We start from the raw sequence: 18,945 nt of genomic DNA, 5'->3' as shown, positions 1-18,945 counted from the left end.
ATGATTAGATGTTTCTAGGGAGGAGGGAGTCGAGTTATGGCGAATGATCAGCATACTGAACTAGAAACAGAATTGACACTGGATCAGGTTAAAGATCAATTGATTGAATCAGGTAAGAAAAGAGCTTCGCTGAATTACAAGGAAATTATAGAGAAACTCTCTCCTTTTGAGCAGGATGCAGAGCAAATGGATGAGTTCTATGAGCAACTGAGCGATCTGGGTATCGATGTAGTGAATGAAAATGATGAAGAGGTTACACTTCGTCCTAGTGAAGATTCCGAGAACAACACCAGAGAGGGAGAGGACGAATTTCACTTTGATGATGACCTGAGCTTGCCGCCAGGTATCAAAATCAATGACCCTGTCCGTATGTACCTCAAGGAAATTGGTCGTGTGCCACTGTTGTCGGCAGATGATGAAGTACAACTGGCTAAACGGATTGAGAACGGGGATGAAGAAGCCAAGCGTCGTCTGGCTGAAGCGAACCTTCGACTTGTAGTCAGTATCGCCAAGCGTTACGTTGGACGTGGAATGTTGTTCCTTGATTTGATTCAGGAAGGTAATATGGGTCTGATCAAAGCGGTTGAGAAGTTCGACCACAAAAAAGGATACAAGTTCAGTACGTATGCTACATGGTGGATTCGCCAAGCGATCACTCGTGCTATTGCTGACCAGGCGCGTACCATTCGTATCCCTGTACACATGGTGGAGACGATTAATAAGCTGATCCGGGTATCCCGTCAGCTGTTGCAGGAACTTGGGCGTGAACCGACACCAGAAGAAATCGCTGCTGAGATGGATCTGAGTGTAGAAAAAGTTCGTGAAATTACGAAGATTGCACAGGAACCGGTTTCTCTGGAAACACCAATTGGTGAGGAAGATGATTCCCATCTGGGTGACTTCATTGAGGATCAGGAAGCACTTGCTCCGGCGGATGCTGCTGCGTATGAGTTGCTGAAAGAACAGCTCGAAGATGTATTGGATACACTTACTGAACGTGAAGAGAATGTGCTTCGTCTACGTTTTGGTCTGGACGATGGACGGACGAGAACGCTGGAGGAAGTTGGCAAGGTATTTGGTGTTACGCGTGAGCGTATTCGTCAGATCGAAGCCAAGGCTCTTCGTAAATTGCGCCACCCGAGTCGTAGTAAACGACTCAAGGATTTCCTCGAATAATCGAACTATGGGAGACTTTCCGCAAGACGCTTTAGCGGCGGCGGGGTCTCCTTTATTTTTAATTTAAACGTCTTGATTTCTTGGTTTTGGAAATTCATCCTTGAAATGTTTTATTGGATTTTATTTTATCGCTTTTCCTTGTTCAATGCAAATCAATAAATTAAATGAATGGTGTAGGTGCTTCATGAAACTTTCGAATCGATTACAGCGAATACATGATCAAATTCCCGATGGCAGCCGTATGGCTGATATCGGTTCAGACCACGCGTTGCTGCCAGTAGCTGCTATCCGCAGTGGGAAAGCTGCGAGTGCAGTAGCCGGGGAAGTCAATCCTGGCCCTTATGATGCTGCATGCAAACAAGTCAGTGATGCTGGCCTGAAAGAAAAAATAACGGTACGCCGTGGAGACGGATTGGATGTAATCTCTGCAGGAGAAGTGGATGTCATCACCATTGCAGGCATGGGTGGTGCCCTGATTGCCTCTATTTTGGACCGAGGTTTATCCAAACTGGAAGGAGTCCAGTTACTTATTTTGCAACCAAATGTGGGAGAGGATATCCTCAGACGCTGGTTGTTGGAGCATCACTGGGTGGTTGTAGCAGAACAGTTGCTCGAAGAAGATGGAAAAATTTATGAGATTATAACGGCGATGCCACAATCTGTAAGCCCGATAGCCAATGTAGAGGTGTATCGTGCACGCCCGCTTCAAGGCGGGGCAGAATTAACGGAAGATTTGCTGCTGCGGATGGGACCTTATTTGGTGGATCGTCCAACGGATGTATTCTTTGCCAAATGGGAAAGTGAGATCATCAAACTGCAAGGGGTTGTAAACTCGATCTCCAAATCCGATCAGGATTCTTCCCGGGACAAGGCGGCTGAGGTAGAGCGTCTTATCGCAAACTTGAAGGAGGTTTTGGCATGTTTGCCAAAGGTCAAACTGTAATTCAACTGATGGAGCAGCTCGCTCCCAAACATCTGGCTGTACCGGATGACCGCATAGGTCTCCAGCTAGGCAGTTTGCAAAAAGAAATCAGTCACGTGTTAGTGGCTTTGGATGTAACGGATGAAGTGGTGGACGAAGCGATTCGTATTGGTGCGAACCTGATTATCGCTCATCATGCCATCATTTTCCGTCCGGTTAAGTCACTGAGTACAGATACACCTATGGGTAAATTGTATGAAAAGCTGATTAAGCATGATATCGCTGTCTATATCAGTCATACGAACCTGGATGTGGCCGAGGGTGGTATGAATGACTGGATGGCCGAGGCACTTGGCATCGAGAGTAAAGAATCGCTGGAAGATGTACACACAGATCATCTGTACAAGCTGGCTGTGTTTGTACCTCGTACCCATCATGAACAGGTTCTTCAAGCCATTCTGGAAGCCGGAGCGGGGAGTATCGGCCAATACAACAAGTGCAGCTTTAACACGGAAGGTACAGGAACGTTTGTACCTGGTGAAGGGACTCAACCGTTTATCGGTACCCAAGGGCAAATGGAACGTGTGGAAGAAATGCGAATTGAGACCATCGTACCCCAAAGTCTGAGAAGTAAGGTCGTTCAGGCGATGCTTAAGGCTCATCCGTATGAGGAAGTGGCCTATGACCTCTATGCCATGGATTTAAAGGGCCGTACGCTTGGTTTGGGACGCTTGGGACCCCTTAGGGAACCTAAGACATTAGGTGAGCTTGTGGAGGTCGTGAAGACCCAATTCAATGTGCCTCATGTGCGCGTAGTAGGAGATCTGAACAAGCAGATCAAAAAAGCAGCGGTTCTTGGCGGCTCTGGCAGCCGTTATGCGCTCACTGCCCGCTTCAAAGGTGCGGATGTTATTGTGACCGGAGATATTGATTATCACACGGCTCATGATGCTTTAATGGCAGGTATGTGTATCATTGACCCGGGACATAATTCCGAAAAGATTATGAAACCAAAAACAGCGGATTGGCTTCGTTCCCGTTTGGAAGAAAAACGATATGATACGCAAGTCACAGCTTCAGAGGTAAATACGGAAGTATTCCAATTTATCTAAAAAGACCGTTGCTATGTGGTTTCCAGTAATATTAAGCTTGTCTGGGAACCTAAATGCCTGTATACTATGTAATGTTGTTCGGAAAGCTTGACAGACAATCGCTGGTGGCCTTGTTGCCACGAGAGGAAAGTCCGGGCTCCACAGGGCAGGATGCTGGATAACGTCCAGTCAGCGCGAGTTGAAGGATAGTGCCACAGAAATGGACCGCCGATGGCCGGATTTTCCGGCACAGGCAAGGATGGAACCGAGGTGTAAGAGACCCCGAGGAACGCTGGTGACTTCGTTCCTGGTAAACCCCATCTGGAGCAAGACCTAATGGGACACAGCCGCCTTTTCGGAGGAGGCAGCCTTAGCCCGAGGTGTGTCTAGGTTGGTCGCTTGAGCTGTGCAGCAATGCATGGCCTAGATAGATGATTGTCGCTTCTGGTGGGAGGGTAGTTCCCGTATGAACCACGAAGAGCACAGAACCCGGCTTACGGTAAGCTTTCCTAACTGCAACAACAACACCATAGCAACACAATGTAGTCCACCTATCAGTCGAGGACAACTCGTATGAATCATCCGATGGCCTGACTGATCAGAAGGACCCATGAACATCTAAAAAAACATAACTCCTGTTGATAACAGGTTCTATAAAAATAAGGCGGCAGTTCCGAGATTCTCGGGCCTGCCGCCTTATTTTTATTTCTCATATCAAGTTATTTAACCTTCATACACTAATGGAATAGCGAAGCGTTTATGACAGTTCATTACAGTGTAACAACACTGTCCGATGTTAAGGAAGCATGCCAACGTTGGATGGCGCGATCCATTCTTTCCACGGCTTCAGGAAGGAGCTCAGGGTCCGTATGAGTAAAGTTGATTCGCATGCGGTTTAACTCTGGTGTACCTGCATAGAAGGAATCACCTGGCACAATGCAAACTTTCTCCTGGATACCGTAAGTGAACAGATTGCTTGCAAGCATGCCTTCAGGCAATTGCAGCCACAAGAACATGCCACCTTGTGGTGAATTCCACGAGATGCCTTCCCAAGCTTTGGCTGCCATAAGAGTCGTCAGTGTTTTCATGCGTTTTTCGTAATCCTCTGAAATACGGCGAATATGCGCATCCAGATCGAAAGATTCAAGCAGTGCATGAAGCGCTCTTTGGTCAATGCTGCTGGAGTGCAAGTCGGCACCTTGTTTGGCTCGTGCTGTCATTTTGACAATATCGGGAGCAGCCAGTATCCAGCCAGTACGAAGGCCAGGTGCTACCGTTTTGGAGAATGTACTGGTGTAGATAACATTGGAAGGGCCGTCATAGGATGCTGCATCCAGTTCTGCGAGAGCAGGGACATCCAATTGCTCCGGATTGAACCGAATTTCACCATAGGGGTCATCTTCCAGAATGAGTACACCATACTTGCGGCACAGATCCACAGCCTGCTGTCTTCTTTCTCGGGACCATACTTTTCCCGTAGGATTGGAGAACGTGGGATTAATGTAGACAAGTTTTGGACGATGCAACTGGAGCTGTTCCTCCAGAGATTCAGGCAACATGCCGTGATCATCACAGGCTACGCCGTGAGATTCAGCCTGATAGGAATGAATGACCTGCAGAGCAGCGAGGTAGGTTGGTGATTCAACCAATACGCGGTCACCCGGGTCAAGAAGGATGCGGCAAACCAAGTCAATGGATTGCTGTGAACCCGTAGTGAGAAGCATGTGATCGGGTGAAGCGGGAATGCCCTTGGATTCAAGACGTTCGGCGATTTTGGCGCGAAGAGGACGGTAACCCTCAGTCTCCGCATATTGAAGAGCGGCTGCTCCGCTCATAAATACTTTTTCATATGCAACGCGGATGGCTTCCAGCGGGAATGAAGTCTGGGCTGGTAATCCACCGGCTAGTGAGATCATTCCAGGTGCCTGAGCGGCCTGGAGCATGTCGCGAACGACAGAGGACGGGGTGTTTTGTGCCATTTTGGACCAAGGGATACTCATGTTATTCTCATCTCCTGTTATTCACTGTTATACTGATATTATAAACTATAATAGACGGACTACACTATAACAGTAAAATGAAGATCATAACAGTTGGGGGAGCACACATGCATATTGAATTAAAGCGGGGAAGCAGTACCAAATTGTACGTGCAGATTGCGCTAACGATTGCCGATCGCATCAGATCAGGACTCATTGAACCCGGAACCCGGCTTCCTTCTGTTCGTAAAATGACCACGGATTTGGGTGTCAGCCTAGTCACTGTATCCAAAGCGTATGCTGAACTTGAAGCGATTCAATTGATCACCTGCTCCCAGGGGAAAGGTTGTTATGTGAGAGGTACATTGAACGTGGATCAGACGGAGGATATGGACCGAGCGCAGCGAAATAATGCCAACAGTGAATCCAGTACGTCATGGAATTGGCAGATGGCACTGGTGGATTATTTACCTCGAGCGCAGCTCTGGAGACATTTTGATACGTCACCTCAAGTGCGGTATGAACTTCATATGTCAGCGATTCAGCCGGAATTGTTGCCTACACGCGAGATTATCGACAGCGCCTACCGACTCTCCTCTGATCACACAGAGCGTATGGCAGCTTACGGATCTTTTCAGGGGGATCGGGAGCTTAGACAGATCTTTGCCGAACATTTTGCCGAGCGTGGACTACAGGCTGCACCTGAACGCATGTTAATTACAAGTGGTGCACAGCAGGGGATCGATCTTGTGGCACGGACTTTTGTCGGACCTGGGGATGTTGTATACATGGAGGCACCAAGCTATACGGGAGCCATTGATGTATTTACGAGTAGAGGCGCGAAGATCATTACGGTCCCGATGGATGACGAAGGCATGCGTATTGATCTGTTGACCCGATTATGTGATACCTATCCACCCAAGCTGATCTATACGATCCCGACCTATCACAATCCAACAGGTATCACGATGAGTGCAAGAAGACGAGCACAACTTCTTAATCTCGCGCAAAGCTACCACTGCCTCATTCTGGAGGATGATCCGTTTGCAGATCTTTATTTTCGGGACCCTCCCCCGGCTTCCATTAAATCGATGGATGGGACAGGCCATGTCGTATATATCAAAAGCTTCAGCAAGGTGTTGTCTCCCGGTTGCCGTATAGCCTGCGCCATCGCAGACGGAAGCGTATTGACCCGGCTTGTGGCCGCGAAATCTACTGCGGATTTGGGGAGTCCGCTGCTTACACAAAAGGCACTGCAATCTTTTATTCAGAATCAGTACGGTGCCTATGTATCCCGATTGAGGGATGAATTGTATTCTCGCTTGTGCGCAGCTTCTAAAGTGCTGGAAGAGCATGCTACTATGGGCATGCAATGGCGCTTGCCAGAGGGAGGACTCAATCTGTGGCTCCAACTTCCCAGTAACTTGGATATGCGTGAGTTGCATCATCAGTCGCTTGCTGCTGGGGTCTCTTTCCTCCCCGGTTCCGCCTGTTATGTAGGGGAGATGGATACACCAAGTCTGCGTATCTGCTTCACTGTAACAAATGTTGAGCTTTTGTGTGAAGGACTTCGTGTACTGTGCCAAGTCATTGACAGAGTAACACCTGGGCAGGGTGGGACAGTGGCGGACAGGCTACCGCTCATATAATTTTTCGGACTATGGACATACATCCAATCCACTTTCGATCTGTTGCAATAGGTTATAGTATCACCAGAAAGGGAGTTGGTTTTGAAATGAACCATTACTGTCCACCGCTTTGCCCGATTGTCTGTGACCCGATCCAGGTTGTTGAGGATTATTACATCCCACAAATCGTACCTGTAATCCACCCGATTGAAGTGATCAAAAAACATCACTGTGTTCCGATTCATCACCACATGTATCCTGTTGTTGTCAAAGAAGAAGACCCTTGTTATGTATCCAGCCATAATCCGAAGAAAAAATCCGTGAAAAAATCAAGTAAAGCCCGCACATCTTCTCGCAAGCGCTAATTGCGGCGGGTGCCCCGGGGAATTGGATGTAAACCAAAAGAGCAGCGTACGCCCCGGGGCGCAGCTGCTTTTGTATTTTTTACAGATTATCCTCATTACGATTACTGGGTATACTTTTTCATCGTGTTATCCATTTGTTGTCTGACATGTTGCGGCCAGAATTGCAAAGGAGCGCTGTTGCCTGATGCGGCTTGCAGTGCCTTATAGACATCGATTTGCCCATAGCCGAAATACTTGTCGTGACCAGGATCACCGAGGTCAATAACACTTTGGCGCATCAAATCCATCACTTCCGTGTTGGTCAAGTCCGGGTTCAACGAACGAATCAAACCTGCAAGTGCGGCTACATGAGGGCTAGCCATGGACGTTCCAGATAAGGCCGCATACTGATTGTTTGGATAGGTACTGGCGATACTGGACCCCGGAGCCATCACATCCACATAGTCCCCGTAGTTGGAATAGGAAGCTTTGCTCATATCCGGGTCCGTAGCAGATACGGCAAATACTTCAGGATAAGCAGCTGGGTATCCTGGACGCTCTGTATTATCGTTCCCCGTGGCTGCAATCAGGACGATATCCCGGTCAAAAGCGTATTTGATGGCATCATGAAGAAATTGCGCATCAGCATAATTGCCCAGACTCATGTTGATCACTTTGGCTCCATGATCGGCTGCCCAGATGATGCCTTCGGCAACGGCATACGTGGTACCAGAACCTGAGTTGTCGAGTACTTTAACCGGTAGTACCTTGTTATACCAGCTCATGCCTGCCACGCCTTCATTATTGTTGACAGTAGCGCCGATAATGCCTGCGACGTGTGTCCCATGTCCCACATCATCCATCGGTTGGCTTCCCGGCTCAACCACATTATAACCCTCAAGGAGCTTGCCCTTCAGGTCAGGATGATTCATATCAACCCCCGTGTCGACCACCGCAACGATGACATCTTTGTTTCCCTTGGTAATATTCCAACCTCTGTTTGTCTCAATCGCAGGCAGGTTCCACTGATAATCGGAGAACAAAATGTCATTGGGTATCGTTACATCTGTTTGTTCAGTTACAGTATCATTGGTTAAATACATATAGTGGGGTTCCATATAGAGTGGATTCCATTTGCTTTCGAAATAACTATGCAATTGTTTGTAACTCATGTGTTCTGACCGAAAAACATACGTGTATCCCAGCTTGCGCGCAGATTGTGCTCTCAGATCGGATTTAATGATACGCATATCCCGTTCACCGGGATCTTGGCGAAATCGGATGACGATTTCATTTTCGTAAAAATGACTGGCATTTGCATTGTCATGTCCGGTCTTCACTGTGATTTCGTTAAGGGTATCCGGGTGAACAGACTCGATTTTGAATTTACCCTCACGCGGATAAGGGATCATGCGAAGATTTTTGCGCTGATGTTGTTCAACAGCATTTAATACGTTCTGGCTGAACAAGGCAATTACAGCTCTTTTGCCATCTTTGGAGGGTTGCCCCATAACAAAATATTTTTCCTTTCCCAAAGGAAAAGAAGAGGATTCAAAACTTTGACATTTGTTTACCGCTTTTTTGGCAAGATTGAACGAATGTTGAAGCTTCTGTTGTTCCAACTTGCTTCCTTGTGTGGAGGCCTGATCAAAGGGCTTATTAAAAGAGCCATTGGTATTCATGAGATGAATGGATCTGATATGTTCATGTGAATGTTGGAGATCATTCACATATCGGCTAACCTGCGCAGCATTCATTGTGGCGGTTTTCTCCAGCATGATACTGAGATGTTGCTTGGCATCCATACGGGTCAGAAGATCGGTTGCTTTGACATCCTGCACTTTCAGACGCTGCTTACTCGTGTGCTCTTCATGAGCAGAGTCGGACAGGGCACTTGGCTTAGGTTCGGGACGATTGGATGTTGGAAGCAAGAGCGTCAGTGCGAGTGCTCCCGCACCAGCTGCAAGGGCCCAGTTAATCCATTTCGGTCTGGACATGGTGGATGGAACCTCCTTCGTTCATTTTGGACAATCATTAACAGTGCTTCGTCGTTGTCACTGGTTATATCTATCGTTAGAAAAAGCGGATATTTTTATGCAGGCGAGTTCGAGTCTAACTGCGGATAATAGGCATGTTTAACGGCAGAAGCGGAAAGCATGATTAAGGGATACCGCTCGTCATCTTTTTATGGTAGGATTATAGCTGAGAATTCAAAGGTCAGGGGAAAACCACCGTTGGCCGACCTATATGTAAGGACTTATTTAAGGGGGAGCTACCTTTATGTCAGCAGCCAATGTACAGAAAACATGTGAGTCAACTAGGGAAAAGTTAAAACCGGCTATCGATCGGATTGAAAAATTTTTGAATGAGAATGCTTTGCCTGAACTGGATCAGAATCAGACGGAAGAATCAACAGCCTTCTACAAAGGATTTCTTTCAGATCTCCGTCATTTGCTCGTTTTTTCTGAAGTTTCTTACGAAAAACTTGGCGTTGTGCTGCGTCGTGCCAACTTTGATGTCGATTTTGCCGAAAAGGCTCTTTATAATACGTATCATCAATGCGTAAACAGCTTTTTCTATCCCAAAAATGAATGTTATTCCGAAGACGGAAGATACGCTTACACAGGACAAGATGCCATTCGTTTCCGTGACAAGCCAATCCGTGCAGTACGGGATGTCATTCTTGAGGTTTCCAAAACGTACGAAGAATTGCGCGATGATCTGGCATATTATGAAAGTGATTACCTGACTCAGCGCCGTATGCAAAATCAACGGAATCACGCCTAATTAACGTTTAAACCTTAATATGAAATTGGACGAAACCGCCCTTGTGGCGGTTTTTTTGTGTTTTTAGTGAGAATCAGACGAGGTGTGATCATGTCATCATCTGGCATTTTGACGGGGAATATCAGGTTTGTGGCGGGGAGACAATAGTAGTCGAGGTGATAAAAAATGAGCCAAGACAAACCAATTGTCAAATGCAGCGTCTCCAACTGCAACTTTTGGGGAGAAAACAACTTCTGCCACGCTGATGCCATCATGATTGACATTGACCAACATGCCACCCGTCGTCTGCATGAGGAATTTGCCGGTGAGACATTTGACTCCGATCACCATGATCACGCACGCACATCCTCTGCAACATGCTGTCACACGTTCAAACCCAAGTGAGCAGTCATCCCTATTCATAACGGAGGTGCTTCCCAATGAAAAATGATGATAATAAGTTTAATATTGAAGATCGCCCTGAAACCAAGGGTGACGGTGAAAAACAGCGTATGCGCGTCGATTATCCCAGAAAAGCACATCGGGAAGAATATGGGGCAGAGGTCGCTCCTCCGACTGTTGTAAGAACTGGAGGTACCGAACGGGCAGAGCCTGTACCTGAGAAACATGAGGCAGACCGGGTCATGGAATCAACAGGCAAGGTCGCGGGTTACATGGGACTTGCCTTCGGGATCGCGTCTTTGTTCATGTGGTCAATCGTACTTGGACCGGCCGCAGCCGTACTGGGTTACTATGCATATGTGAATGGTCGTAAGACAGCGGGAGCTTGGTCCATTGGACTGGGTATTGTAGCCACGCTGAGTTATTTTTTCATGATTCCATTTGCTCGCTAACGTGTAAAATGGTTCATTCAAAAGCCTTCTGTTCTCACCCAAATGTGGTGAATTACAGAAGGTTTTTTTCGTATATGCGCAGGTTAGGTGGGAAGATTCATATATTTTTTTGAAAACAATGGAACCTTGCTGTAAAACGATGTAGAATAAGGTCATAATACGCTTAATTATACGGGAGTGGGTATAACTCATGCAGATTGATCCAAGCGGATCGCGGCAGTTGTTGGAACTGCAACTATCCAATGTGAATAACCAAACCAGTGGATCACAATCGGATGCTGGTTCAACAGTGGATTTCGCCAATGTGATGGACGGGCTGTTAGGCACGGGTGCCAATTCGACGAGCAATACGGATTCCACCGCTACGGTCTCCAAAAGATCCAGTGATGGTTTGTTGTGGCTGCAACTCGGAAGCACGTACAATCCGGATATAAATACGGCAGGATCGTCCGCTGTCCCCAATAACATCGTTGAGTCTTTATTATCTTCATCCAATACAGGAATCGTGGATTCCGGTGCATCTGTACCTACGGATTATGAATCTTTGATTGCCGAGGCAAGTTCCAAATACGGTGTTCCTGAATCATTGATCAAGGCCGTCATTGACACAGAGTCTAATTTTAACCCAAATGTGGTGTCCTCTGCCGGTGCCAAAGGGCTCATGCAATTAATGGATGGCACGGCTGCAGGGCTAGGTGTGAGTAATTCATTTGATCCTGCCCAGAACATTGATGCGGGTACGAAGTATCTTTCCCTTCAGCTCCAGCGTTTCGGTGGAGAAGTGAAGATGGCGCTTGCTGCATATAATGCAGGACCTGGCCGTGTTTCACGTCTGGGTGTGTCGAGTGATAGCGAACTGATGAGTGTACTTAACCGTCTGCCTTCCGAAACTCAGAATTATATCTCCAAGGTGGAGAAGGCACAGTCGAAGTATGTGATCTAAATTCACAGAAAGACATTTGCGATAACAATGATAGGCAAGCCAAGATCAAATGTGGGAGCAGTAGCGCTTGAAACGCCTGTTCCCGGTTGGTCTTTTTGTGTTGTACGGGTATCATGTTACAATGCTCACTGTAGGTTCATGAACGAAGAGATAAGGGAGGTCTAACCTCATTTGAAATATTTTGATTATGCTGCAACCACACCTCCCCATCCGGATGTAATTCGTACGATGGCCGAGATTATGGAAACACAATTCGGTAATCCGTCCTCCATCCATGGGTATGGAGAGCGTGCTCATCAGTTGCTGCGTCGTGCACGATCCGGCTGTGCTGCGGCTATAGGAGTTAAGCCTGAGGAGATTGTATTTACTTCCGGTGCGACCGAGAGCAATAATCTTGCGATAAAAGGTGTGGCATTACGTTATCAGTCACGGGGCAAACACATCATCACTACGGCTACCGAGCATGCCTCGGTGTATGAAAGTTTTATGCAATTGCAACAGTGGGGATGGGAAGTGACATTACTACCTGTGAATTCCGATGGAGTGGTCAACGCTCAGCAGGTTGTAGACGTGATTAGGCCCGACACGGTGCTTGTGAGTCTGATGCATGTAAATAATGAAACAGGAGCCATCCATCCGATTGCAGAGATCGGCAAACAGCTCAAAAAGAAAGCACCACGGGTGCTTTTCCATGTGGATGGTGTTCAAGGCTTTGGAAAAATGAAGGCTAAACCTGCCGCTTGGGGGGCAGATCTATACAGTCTATCTGCTCACAAGATTCGTGGACCGAAGGGAGCAGGTCTCCTGTATGTGCGAAGTGGAGTGGAGCTTACGCCACTATTGTCAGGAGGATCACAGGAGCAGGGCCTAAGAGCAGGCACAGAAAACGTGGCCTTGCTGGTAGGCATGGCAAAGGCCATGCGGATGGCAGCAGAAGGGCAGGTTGATTTTGCCCGACGTACAACGGTGCTCCGTGATCGACTGATGGAAACGATACGTGCCATTCCTGAATTTGAATTGAACAGTCGCACAGAGGGGGCACCTCATATTGTGCACTTCTCCTATCCCGGGATGAAGGCAGAAGTGGCGCTGCACACCTTGGAACAACTTGGTGTAACCATATCGACCCAATCTGCCTGTTCTTCGCGTTCGGCTGAACCGAGTCGGGCTCTAATTGCGATGGGCAGAGATGCAGCTTGTGCTGGTGGCGGATTGCGTATTAGTCTTGGAGATGAACATACAGAAGAAGATGTAGCCTTGCTTGAACAGGCTTTACATCAGATGGTGGCGCAGTTGCGGCCCCTCGAAAGGCGGATGTAATGGATATGAAATATGATATGCTGCTTCTCCGTTTCGGAGAGTTTATGTTAAAAGGGAAAAATCGTGCCCGATTTGAAAAAACGATCATTACACAGGTGAAAGCTTTGCTTAAACCTTATCCTGGAGCGAGCCTTCGCAAAGAATATGGCCGTGTCTATGTGGATCTTGGCGGTGAATCACATACTGAACTGATTAAGGTGCTGAAGCGGGTATTCGGTGTGATGTCAATTAGTCCAGTTAAAGTTACACCATCAGAGCTTGATGAGATTGTGAAAACAGCAGTTGCGTTTATGGACGAAAGGGAAGACGAATTCAAAGAAGGCACCACATTTAAGGTAAATGTAAGGCGGGTATGGAAGGAGTTCCCGAACTCTTCCCATGAAATGAACCATTTGGTCGGTTCCCCGATCCTTCGGAAGTTCCAGCAATTGAGTGTTGATGTTCGCCAACCTGATATTGAGCTGAGAGTGGAAATTCGGGATCAGGGCACCTATATTTTCAACGAAACCATTCCGGCAGTAGGTGGGTTTCCGCTGGGTACAAATGGCAAAGCGATGGTACTGCTATCAGGTGGGATAGACAGCCCGGTGGCAGCCTGGTCTTCCATGCGCCGTGGACTGGAAGTGGAATGTGTACATTTTTACAGTTACCCGTTCACAAGCCAGCGTGCCAAGGAAAAAGTCATTGATTTGGCGCGTGCCCTTGCTGATCATGCAGGAACAATCAAGCTGCATCTGGTTCCATTTACGGAGATCCAAACGGCATTTACCCAGCTGGGTCAGGACAATCTGATTATTACCCTGATGAGACGTTCAATGCTGCGAATTGCCTCCAAACTTGCCGAGCGTGAGCGGGCACTAGCACTGATCACCGGGGATAGCCTGGGCCAAGTAGCGAGTCAGACTCTTCCGAGTATGAATGTCATTGGTCGTGCGACAGATCTGCCACTTTTGCGACCACTGGTTATGATGGATAAACAGGAGATCATTACCCTGTCCAAACAGATCGGAACGTATGACATATCTATTTTGCCATATGAGGATTGCTGTACTCTCTTTGTGCCAAAGTCACCTTCAACCAATCCAAATCTTCGAATTGTGGATAAAATTGAATCAACAATGAGCCATCTGTCAGAATGGGTGGATCAAGCGGTGGAACAAACTGAAACGATCACACTGCACGCGGGTGAAACTTCTGTGGTAACGAATCAGACGGGCGACAATGGCATGAAGGATGACTGGTTCTAAACTCAATAAAAATTAGCATGGCTGACATAATAAGGGCTATGTTAACTGCAAAAAAAAGGACTGTCCGATGAAATATCGTTCAGTCCTTTGCTGTATTCAGATGAAATTTTTAGTTTGAATTAGCCTACGAATAGGAGCGTTGCTGTTCCCCGCCAGATCCCTTGTGGCTGGAACTGCTGGAGCGTTTGCGATAACCTGCAAAGACTACGCCTGCAATAACCACAACGATGAAGAGAATGCGCAATGCCGGATGTTCAGTAAAGTAAGGCAAGAGTCGCCGTTCCTCAGTGATCATATTAGAAGCCGTATACCCCAGAACAATGGCTCCGACATAGATGATCCAAGGAAAATGATTAATTAGCTTGATAAACAGGGTACTGCCCCAGACGATAATCGGTACACTAATCAGGAGTCCAAGGATGACAAGCACGAGATGCTGCTGCGCTGCTCCAGCAACTGCAATCACGTTATCTAATCCCATGGCTGCATCTGCGATCACGATGGTACGAATAGCGGTCCACAAGGAAGTTCCCGCCTGAACATCATTGTGTTCATCTCCCTGATCCGCCAATAATTTATAGGCAATCCAGATCAGAAGTATGCCTCCCACAAGCAAGAGCCACGGAACTTTAAGCAACCATAAAACAACAACTGTTGCTAAAATTCGAATCAAAAGTGCGCCGCCAGTTCCATATAGAATCGCCTTTTTCTGCACGGAAGGGTGCAAATTTCGAGCTGCGAGACCAATGACGATGGCATTATCCCCAGCCAGAATTAGATCAATAAAGACAACGTTCAGCAAAGCCAGCCAGAATGTGGGACTAAATAGCTCCATGAGATATGTCACTCCTTATATACGGTTCAATCATTAAGAATAGCATGGACAACTCTGACATACAAGTTAATGTGGGGGGATGAGGACATGGATACGCTATGGCTGTTAACTGAAATTTTAATGATCAATCTGGTATTGAGTGGAGATAATGCGGTTGTTATTGCGCTTGCCAGCAAGGATCTTCCACCAATACAACGTAAAAAGGCGGTATGGTGGGGGGCTTTTGGTGCGGTAGTGTTACGCTGCGTATTAACCTTTGTAGCGGTATTATTGCTGGGAATTCCCTTTATCCAAGCAGCAGGTGGGCTGTTGCTACTCTGGATTGCAGTAAAGCTGCTGCTTCAAAATGATGATGAAGTACATATTCGAGAAGTTTCTACGACCTGGAAAGCCATTCAAACCATTCTGATTGCCGATTTTGTAATGAGCTTGGATAATGTTTTGGCCATAGCGGCTTTGGCAGATGGAGATTTGGCTTTAATTGTCATTGGTATTGCAATCAGTATCCCCATCGTCGTATGGGGGAGCGGGTTAATTGTTGGTTTGTTGAAGCGATTTCCGATTCTTGTATTCGCCGGAGCAGGCATCTTAGCCTTCACAGCAGGTGAGATGGTGATGAAAGACCCCAAGTTAGGAGAATGGCTGGGAGGTATGGCATCAGAGGTGCATACGCTGCTACCCGTAGCAATGGCTTGTCTTGTGGTTGCGATTGGAGGCGCACATAAATTTGTGCGGAAGAACGCATAGTTTAATTTTGGATAAAAGCTTGAACATATGACCGTCTGAACCGTCCGGTTTAGGCGGTTTTGTGTTGAGAGAATACGCTTGTGAATACAACAACCATTGGGCTAGTCATAAGTTGCACAATTTAGGGTAATAAAGGTAAAGGACGCACGCAAAGTGCGACATAAAGTATAGTTTTTTGCCGAAACATCGGATACACTAGAAGCAGGATTACAGGTTTAAAATCAACAGTCAGCATGAAATGCGTATCGTTTATGAAGAAATAAAGTACATAGCCATAGTATAAGAGGTGATTGCAGATGAGGATGAGAAATGAAAAAGCGATTGGACTATTTATTGCAGCTGCGGGAATTATTATTCTGCTTGGCAAGTTTGGCGTGTTTGGATTTATCGGTCGCAATTTCTGGCCTTTGCTGATCCTGCTGCCAGGCATCGCCCTTCATGCGTTATATTATGCGCGCATTTCACCATCGTGGTCCCTTGTTCCTGCCGGCATACTAACGGTGTATGGTGTTTTATTCAGTATAACGAATACATGGGGCGCTGGACTTATGAGCAGGCTGTGGCCAGCATTCTTGCTTGGGTTCGCCATAGGGTTACTCGAATATGGAATGGCTGAACGGCGAAGACCGGAATATGTGTTACCTGCAGCTTTGATCCTTGGTGCAGTGTCCATCATATTATTCGGATTTACCTTGCTGCAAACGGGAATAATCTATGTACTTGCTGTCCTTTTGATCTTGGCCGGAGTCTGGTTATTGCTTGGGCGAGGACGTCAAGGGAGAGGCTGGTAACATTCCCAGTGGTCTTTTCGTGCGAAATATCTTGATTTTTACCTATAATAAACTATAATATAAGGGATATAGACATGCGTCGGGATATCACCGACGCTTATTTTGTGAGTAACCTGCGAAATTGCGGGAAGTTTAGTAGATAAGAATTGAAATTGGAAAGGATATGGATACAAACCATGCATTCAAGAGAACACATTCGCAATATTGCGATTATTGCCCACGTCGACCACGGGAAAACTACGCTCGTCGACAAGTTGCTCCAGCAATCCGGTACTTTCCGTGATCACGAAACGGTACAGGAGCGCGCAATGGACTCCAACGATTTGGAGCGTGAACGCGGTATTACGATTTTGGCCAAAAACACGGCTATAACTTATAAAGATTATCTGATCAACATTGTGGATACACCAGGACACGCCGACTTCGGTGGTGAAGTGGAACGTATCATGAAAATGGTTGACGGCGTATTGCTCGTTGTTGATGCATATGAAGGCTGTATGCCACAAACGAAGTTCGTACTTCGTAAAGCTCTGGAGCACAACCTGACACCAATCGTTGTTGTTAACAAAATTGACCGTCCAGCGGCTCGCCCGACTGAGGTTATTGATGAAGTATTGGACCTGTTCATTGAACTGGGTGCCAACGATCAACAACTTGAATTCCCTGTTGTATATGCTTCCGCATTGAACGGAACATCCAGCATGGATAATGATCCTGCAAAACAGGATGACAACATGATGGCGATTTACAATACCATCGTTAGTCATATCCCACACCCTACCGAAAATGTTGAAGAACCACTTCAATTCCTCGTTACTTTGATGGACTACAATGAATACCTTGGCCGTATTGCCATTGGTCGTGTTAACCGCGGTGTGATCCGTCAAGGACAATCGGTAACGGTTATTATGCGTGATGGTAAGAGCAAAACTGCACGTATCGAGAAACTGTTCGGTTTCCAAGGTCTCAAACGTATTGAGACGGAAGAAGCAGGAGCAGGCGACATCGTTGCCATTGCAGGAATCAAGGACATCAACATTGGTGAAACCATCGCTGATCCAAACAATCCAGAAGCACTTCCAGTTTTGAAAATTGATGAGCCTACACTGCAAATGACGTTCCTCGTGAACAACAGTCCATTCGCAGGTCGTGAAGGTAAATGGGTAACTTCCCGTAAACTTCGTGAGCGTTTGTTAAAAGAATTGGAAACAGACGTTTCCCTTCGTGTTGACGAAACGGATAGCCCGGATGCATTTGTCGTTTCCGGACGTGGTGAGCTTCACTTAGGTATCCTGATTGAGAACATGCGTCGTGAAGGATATGAGCTTCAAGTATCCAAACCAGAAGTTATCGTTAAAGAAGTAGACGGTAAGAAAATGGAACCTCTTGAGCGCTTGTTGATTGATATCCCTGAAGAAAGCATGGGTTCCGTAATGGAGAGCCTGGGCGCACGTAAAGCAGAGATGGTTAACATGGTCAACACAGGTAGTGGTCAAGTTCGTCTGGAGTTCCTGATTCCAGCACGTGGTTTGATCGGATATAGCACCAACTTCCTGACATTGACTCGTGGTTACGGTGTAATGAACCATGCATTTGACAGCTACGCTCCAGTAGTATCCGGTCAAGTGGGTGGACGTCACCAAGGCGTGCTGATCTCCACTGAAACGGGTACATCTACGTTCTACGGAATGATGGGCGTTGAGGATCGCGGTACGCTCTTCTTGGAGCCAGGTACTGAGATCTACGAAGGTATGATTGTTGGTGAACATACACGTGACAATGATATCGTTGTTAACATCTGCAAAGAAAAACAACTGACTAACGTTCGTTCTTCCGGTAAAGATGATACGGTTAAAATTAAAACTCCGATTATCTTCTCGTTGGAACAGGCGCTTGAATATCTGAATGAAGATGAATATTGTGAAATTACACCAAAATCTATTCGTCTTCGTAAGAAAATCCTGAACAAATCCGAGCGTGAACGTGCAGAAAAACAACGCAAAATGGCTTCGAAAGCCTAATAACAACAAAATAATATATATAAGTTAGCATTTGATGGAACACAGAAGTTAACGATGTTACGCACAGTGGAAGTAGTGAAGGGATCGGAATCGATTCTGCAGAAGCGAAGCGTTCGCCTTTATCCCCGGATTTTACCATTGAAAAATGGATCAAAAAAATCTGGGGATAACAGCGATCAAAAGAACGATCCGATACCGGAACGGTCACCTCCGATGTGTGTTTTATTCAGAGTTATCGAAAGGGTTTCACAATAGTTAACTTATATCCTAGCATGAACACG

The 18,945-nt window shown here is 46.6% G+C and carries 17 protein-coding genes and 1 other RNA gene; 15 read left to right on the top strand and 3 right to left on the bottom strand.

The annotated features are described in order from the left end of the window. The first annotated feature begins 36 nt into the window (after window positions 1–36). The 4 genes from rpoD (at window position 37) to rnpB (ending at window position 3,701) form a co-directional block, all read left to right on the top strand. Window positions 37–1,176, top strand: a complete 1,140-nt coding sequence (rpoD, locus tag NZ043_RS31460; protein WP_062835490.1) for an RNA polymerase sigma factor RpoD — start codon at window positions 37–39, stop codon at window positions 1,174–1,176. A 184-nt stretch (window positions 1,177–1,360) separates the two neighbouring features. Further along, a complete protein-coding gene (locus NZ043_RS31455) occupies window positions 1,361–2,119 on the top strand; it encodes a class I SAM-dependent methyltransferase (protein WP_133385556.1) in 759 nt (252 codons plus the stop codon). Beyond that, the gene (locus tag NZ043_RS31450; protein WP_036674810.1) at window positions 2,095–3,210 is read left to right on the top strand and encodes a Nif3-like dinuclear metal center hexameric protein; all 1,116 of its coding nucleotides are present in this window, start codon (window positions 2,095–2,097) and stop codon (window positions 3,208–3,210) included. The genes NZ043_RS31455 and NZ043_RS31450 overlap by 25 nt, the downstream gene beginning before the upstream one ends. Before the next feature lie 82 nt (window positions 3,211–3,292). Continuing rightward, window positions 3,293–3,701, top strand: an RNA gene (rnpB, locus tag NZ043_RS31445) — RNase P RNA component class A. Between the two features lie 258 nt (window positions 3,702–3,959). On the opposite strand, the gene NZ043_RS31440 is transcribed toward rnpB, so the two are convergent. Continuing rightward, complete coding sequence (locus NZ043_RS31440) at window positions 3,960–5,189, bottom strand: PLP-dependent aminotransferase family protein (RefSeq protein ID WP_339310124.1); 1,230 nt, start codon at window positions 5,187–5,189, stop codon at window positions 3,960–3,962. 107 nt (window positions 5,190–5,296) lie between these two features. On the opposite strand from NZ043_RS31440, the gene NZ043_RS31435 reads away from it, so the two are divergent. After that, the gene (locus NZ043_RS31435) at window positions 5,297–6,817 is read left to right on the top strand and encodes a PLP-dependent aminotransferase family protein (protein ID WP_339310122.1); all 1,521 of its coding nucleotides are present in this window, start codon (window positions 5,297–5,299) and stop codon (window positions 6,815–6,817) included. 86 nt (window positions 6,818–6,903) lie between these two features. Beyond that, complete coding sequence (locus NZ043_RS31430; RefSeq protein WP_076211601.1) at window positions 6,904–7,161, top strand: hypothetical protein; 258 nt, start codon at window positions 6,904–6,906, stop codon at window positions 7,159–7,161. 101 nt (window positions 7,162–7,262) lie between these two features. Here NZ043_RS31430 and NZ043_RS31425 read toward each other — a convergent pair whose 3' ends face one another. Continuing rightward, on the bottom strand, window positions 7,263–9,137 hold the full coding sequence (locus tag NZ043_RS31425) for a S8 family peptidase (RefSeq protein ID WP_339310120.1): 1,875 nt from the start codon (window positions 9,135–9,137) through the stop codon (window positions 7,263–7,265). Between the two features lie 283 nt (window positions 9,138–9,420). Between NZ043_RS31425 and NZ043_RS31420 the strand changes: the two genes are divergently transcribed. The 6 genes from NZ043_RS31420 to thiI all read left to right on the top strand — a co-directional run bounded on the left by NZ043_RS31420 (window position 9,421) and on the right by thiI (window position 14,270). Next, window positions 9,421–9,927 (top strand): YpuI family protein, encoded by a 507-nt coding sequence (locus tag NZ043_RS31420; RefSeq protein WP_062835484.1) that lies wholly within the window; start codon window positions 9,421–9,423, stop codon window positions 9,925–9,927. 165 nt (window positions 9,928–10,092) lie between these two features. Beyond that, entirely contained in the window at window positions 10,093–10,311 is a 219-nt protein-coding gene (locus tag NZ043_RS31415) for a DUF1540 domain-containing protein (RefSeq protein ID WP_074095869.1), read from the top strand. A 107-nt stretch (window positions 10,312–10,418) separates the two neighbouring features. Then, a complete protein-coding gene (locus NZ043_RS31410; protein ID WP_240768140.1) occupies window positions 10,419–10,760 on the top strand; it encodes a hypothetical protein in 342 nt (113 codons plus the stop codon). 190 nt (window positions 10,761–10,950) lie between these two features. Next, complete coding sequence (locus NZ043_RS31405) at window positions 10,951–11,703, top strand: lytic transglycosylase domain-containing protein (protein ID WP_133385550.1); 753 nt, start codon at window positions 10,951–10,953, stop codon at window positions 11,701–11,703. A gap of 171 nt (window positions 11,704–11,874) precedes the next feature. Beyond that, window positions 11,875–13,023, top strand: a complete 1,149-nt coding sequence (locus NZ043_RS31400) for a cysteine desulfurase family protein (protein ID WP_339310119.1) — start codon at window positions 11,875–11,877, stop codon at window positions 13,021–13,023. Window positions 13,024–13,028: 5 nt separating this feature from the next. Beyond that, the gene (thiI, locus tag NZ043_RS31395) at window positions 13,029–14,270 is read left to right on the top strand and encodes a tRNA uracil 4-sulfurtransferase ThiI (RefSeq protein ID WP_133386013.1); all 1,242 of its coding nucleotides are present in this window, start codon (window positions 13,029–13,031) and stop codon (window positions 14,268–14,270) included. Window positions 14,271–14,394: 124 nt separating this feature from the next. Here thiI and NZ043_RS31390 read toward each other — a convergent pair whose 3' ends face one another. Further along, window positions 14,395–15,105, bottom strand: coding sequence for a TerC family protein (locus tag NZ043_RS31390; protein WP_133385548.1), 711 nt, complete (start codon window positions 15,103–15,105; stop codon window positions 14,395–14,397). A gap of 87 nt (window positions 15,106–15,192) precedes the next feature. Here NZ043_RS31390 and NZ043_RS31385 point away from each other — a divergent pair, with 87 nt between their 5' ends. The 3 genes from NZ043_RS31385 (at window position 15,193) to typA (ending at window position 18,664) form a co-directional block, all read left to right on the top strand. Next, window positions 15,193–15,852 carry a TerC family protein gene (locus NZ043_RS31385; protein WP_133385547.1) on the top strand — a complete coding sequence of 220 codons (660 nt, stop codon included), beginning with the start codon at window positions 15,193–15,195 and terminating at the stop codon, window positions 15,850–15,852. A 296-nt stretch (window positions 15,853–16,148) separates the two neighbouring features. Beyond that, window positions 16,149–16,643 (top strand): hypothetical protein, encoded by a 495-nt coding sequence (locus tag NZ043_RS31380; protein WP_133385546.1) that lies wholly within the window; start codon window positions 16,149–16,151, stop codon window positions 16,641–16,643. Window positions 16,644–16,819: 176 nt separating this feature from the next. Further along, window positions 16,820–18,664 carry a translational GTPase TypA gene (gene typA / locus NZ043_RS31375; protein WP_091028450.1) on the top strand — a complete coding sequence of 615 codons (1,845 nt, stop codon included), beginning with the start codon at window positions 16,820–16,822 and terminating at the stop codon, window positions 18,662–18,664. Window positions 18,665–18,945 lie beyond the last annotated feature (281 nt).

It is taken from the genome of Paenibacillus sp. FSL k6-2145, assembly GCF_037976585.1.
Classification (GTDB): Bacteria; Bacillota; Bacilli; order Paenibacillales; family Paenibacillaceae; genus Paenibacillus.
The sequence above is the reverse complement of the archived record's forward strand: the minus strand, read 5'-3'. Positions and strand labels throughout refer to the sequence as shown.

Coding starts and splice junctions, on each gene's coding strand:
- rpoD (WP_062835490.1), top strand. CDS start 37: ATGGCGAATGATCAGCATACTGAACTAGAAACAGAATTGACACTGGAT.
- NZ043_RS31455 (WP_133385556.1), top strand. CDS start 1,361: ATGAAACTTTCGAATCGATTACAGCGAATACATGATCAAATTCCCGAT.
- NZ043_RS31450 (WP_036674810.1), top strand. CDS start 2,095: ATGTTTGCCAAAGGTCAAACTGTAATTCAACTGATGGAGCAGCTCGCT.
- NZ043_RS31440 (WP_339310124.1), bottom strand. CDS start 5,189: ATGAGTATCCCTTGGTCCAAAATGGCACAAAACACCCCGTCCTCTGTC.
- NZ043_RS31435 (WP_339310122.1), top strand. CDS start 5,297: ATGCATATTGAATTAAAGCGGGGAAGCAGTACCAAATTGTACGTGCAG.
- NZ043_RS31430 (WP_076211601.1), top strand. CDS start 6,904: ATGAACCATTACTGTCCACCGCTTTGCCCGATTGTCTGTGACCCGATC.
- NZ043_RS31425 (WP_339310120.1), bottom strand. CDS start 9,137: ATGTCCAGACCGAAATGGATTAACTGGGCCCTTGCAGCTGGTGCGGGA.
- NZ043_RS31420 (WP_062835484.1), top strand. CDS start 9,421: ATGTCAGCAGCCAATGTACAGAAAACATGTGAGTCAACTAGGGAAAAG.
- NZ043_RS31415 (WP_074095869.1), top strand. CDS start 10,093: ATGAGCCAAGACAAACCAATTGTCAAATGCAGCGTCTCCAACTGCAAC.
- NZ043_RS31410 (WP_240768140.1), top strand. CDS start 10,419: ATGCGCGTCGATTATCCCAGAAAAGCACATCGGGAAGAATATGGGGCA.
- NZ043_RS31405 (WP_133385550.1), top strand. CDS start 10,951: ATGCAGATTGATCCAAGCGGATCGCGGCAGTTGTTGGAACTGCAACTA.
- thiI (WP_133386013.1), top strand. CDS start 13,029: ATGAAATATGATATGCTGCTTCTCCGTTTCGGAGAGTTTATGTTAAAA.
- NZ043_RS31390 (WP_133385548.1), bottom strand. CDS start 15,105: ATGGAGCTATTTAGTCCCACATTCTGGCTGGCTTTGCTGAACGTTGTC.
- NZ043_RS31385 (WP_133385547.1), top strand. CDS start 15,193: ATGGATACGCTATGGCTGTTAACTGAAATTTTAATGATCAATCTGGTA.
- NZ043_RS31380 (WP_133385546.1), top strand. CDS start 16,149: ATGAGGATGAGAAATGAAAAAGCGATTGGACTATTTATTGCAGCTGCG.
- typA (WP_091028450.1), top strand. CDS start 16,820: ATGCATTCAAGAGAACACATTCGCAATATTGCGATTATTGCCCACGTC.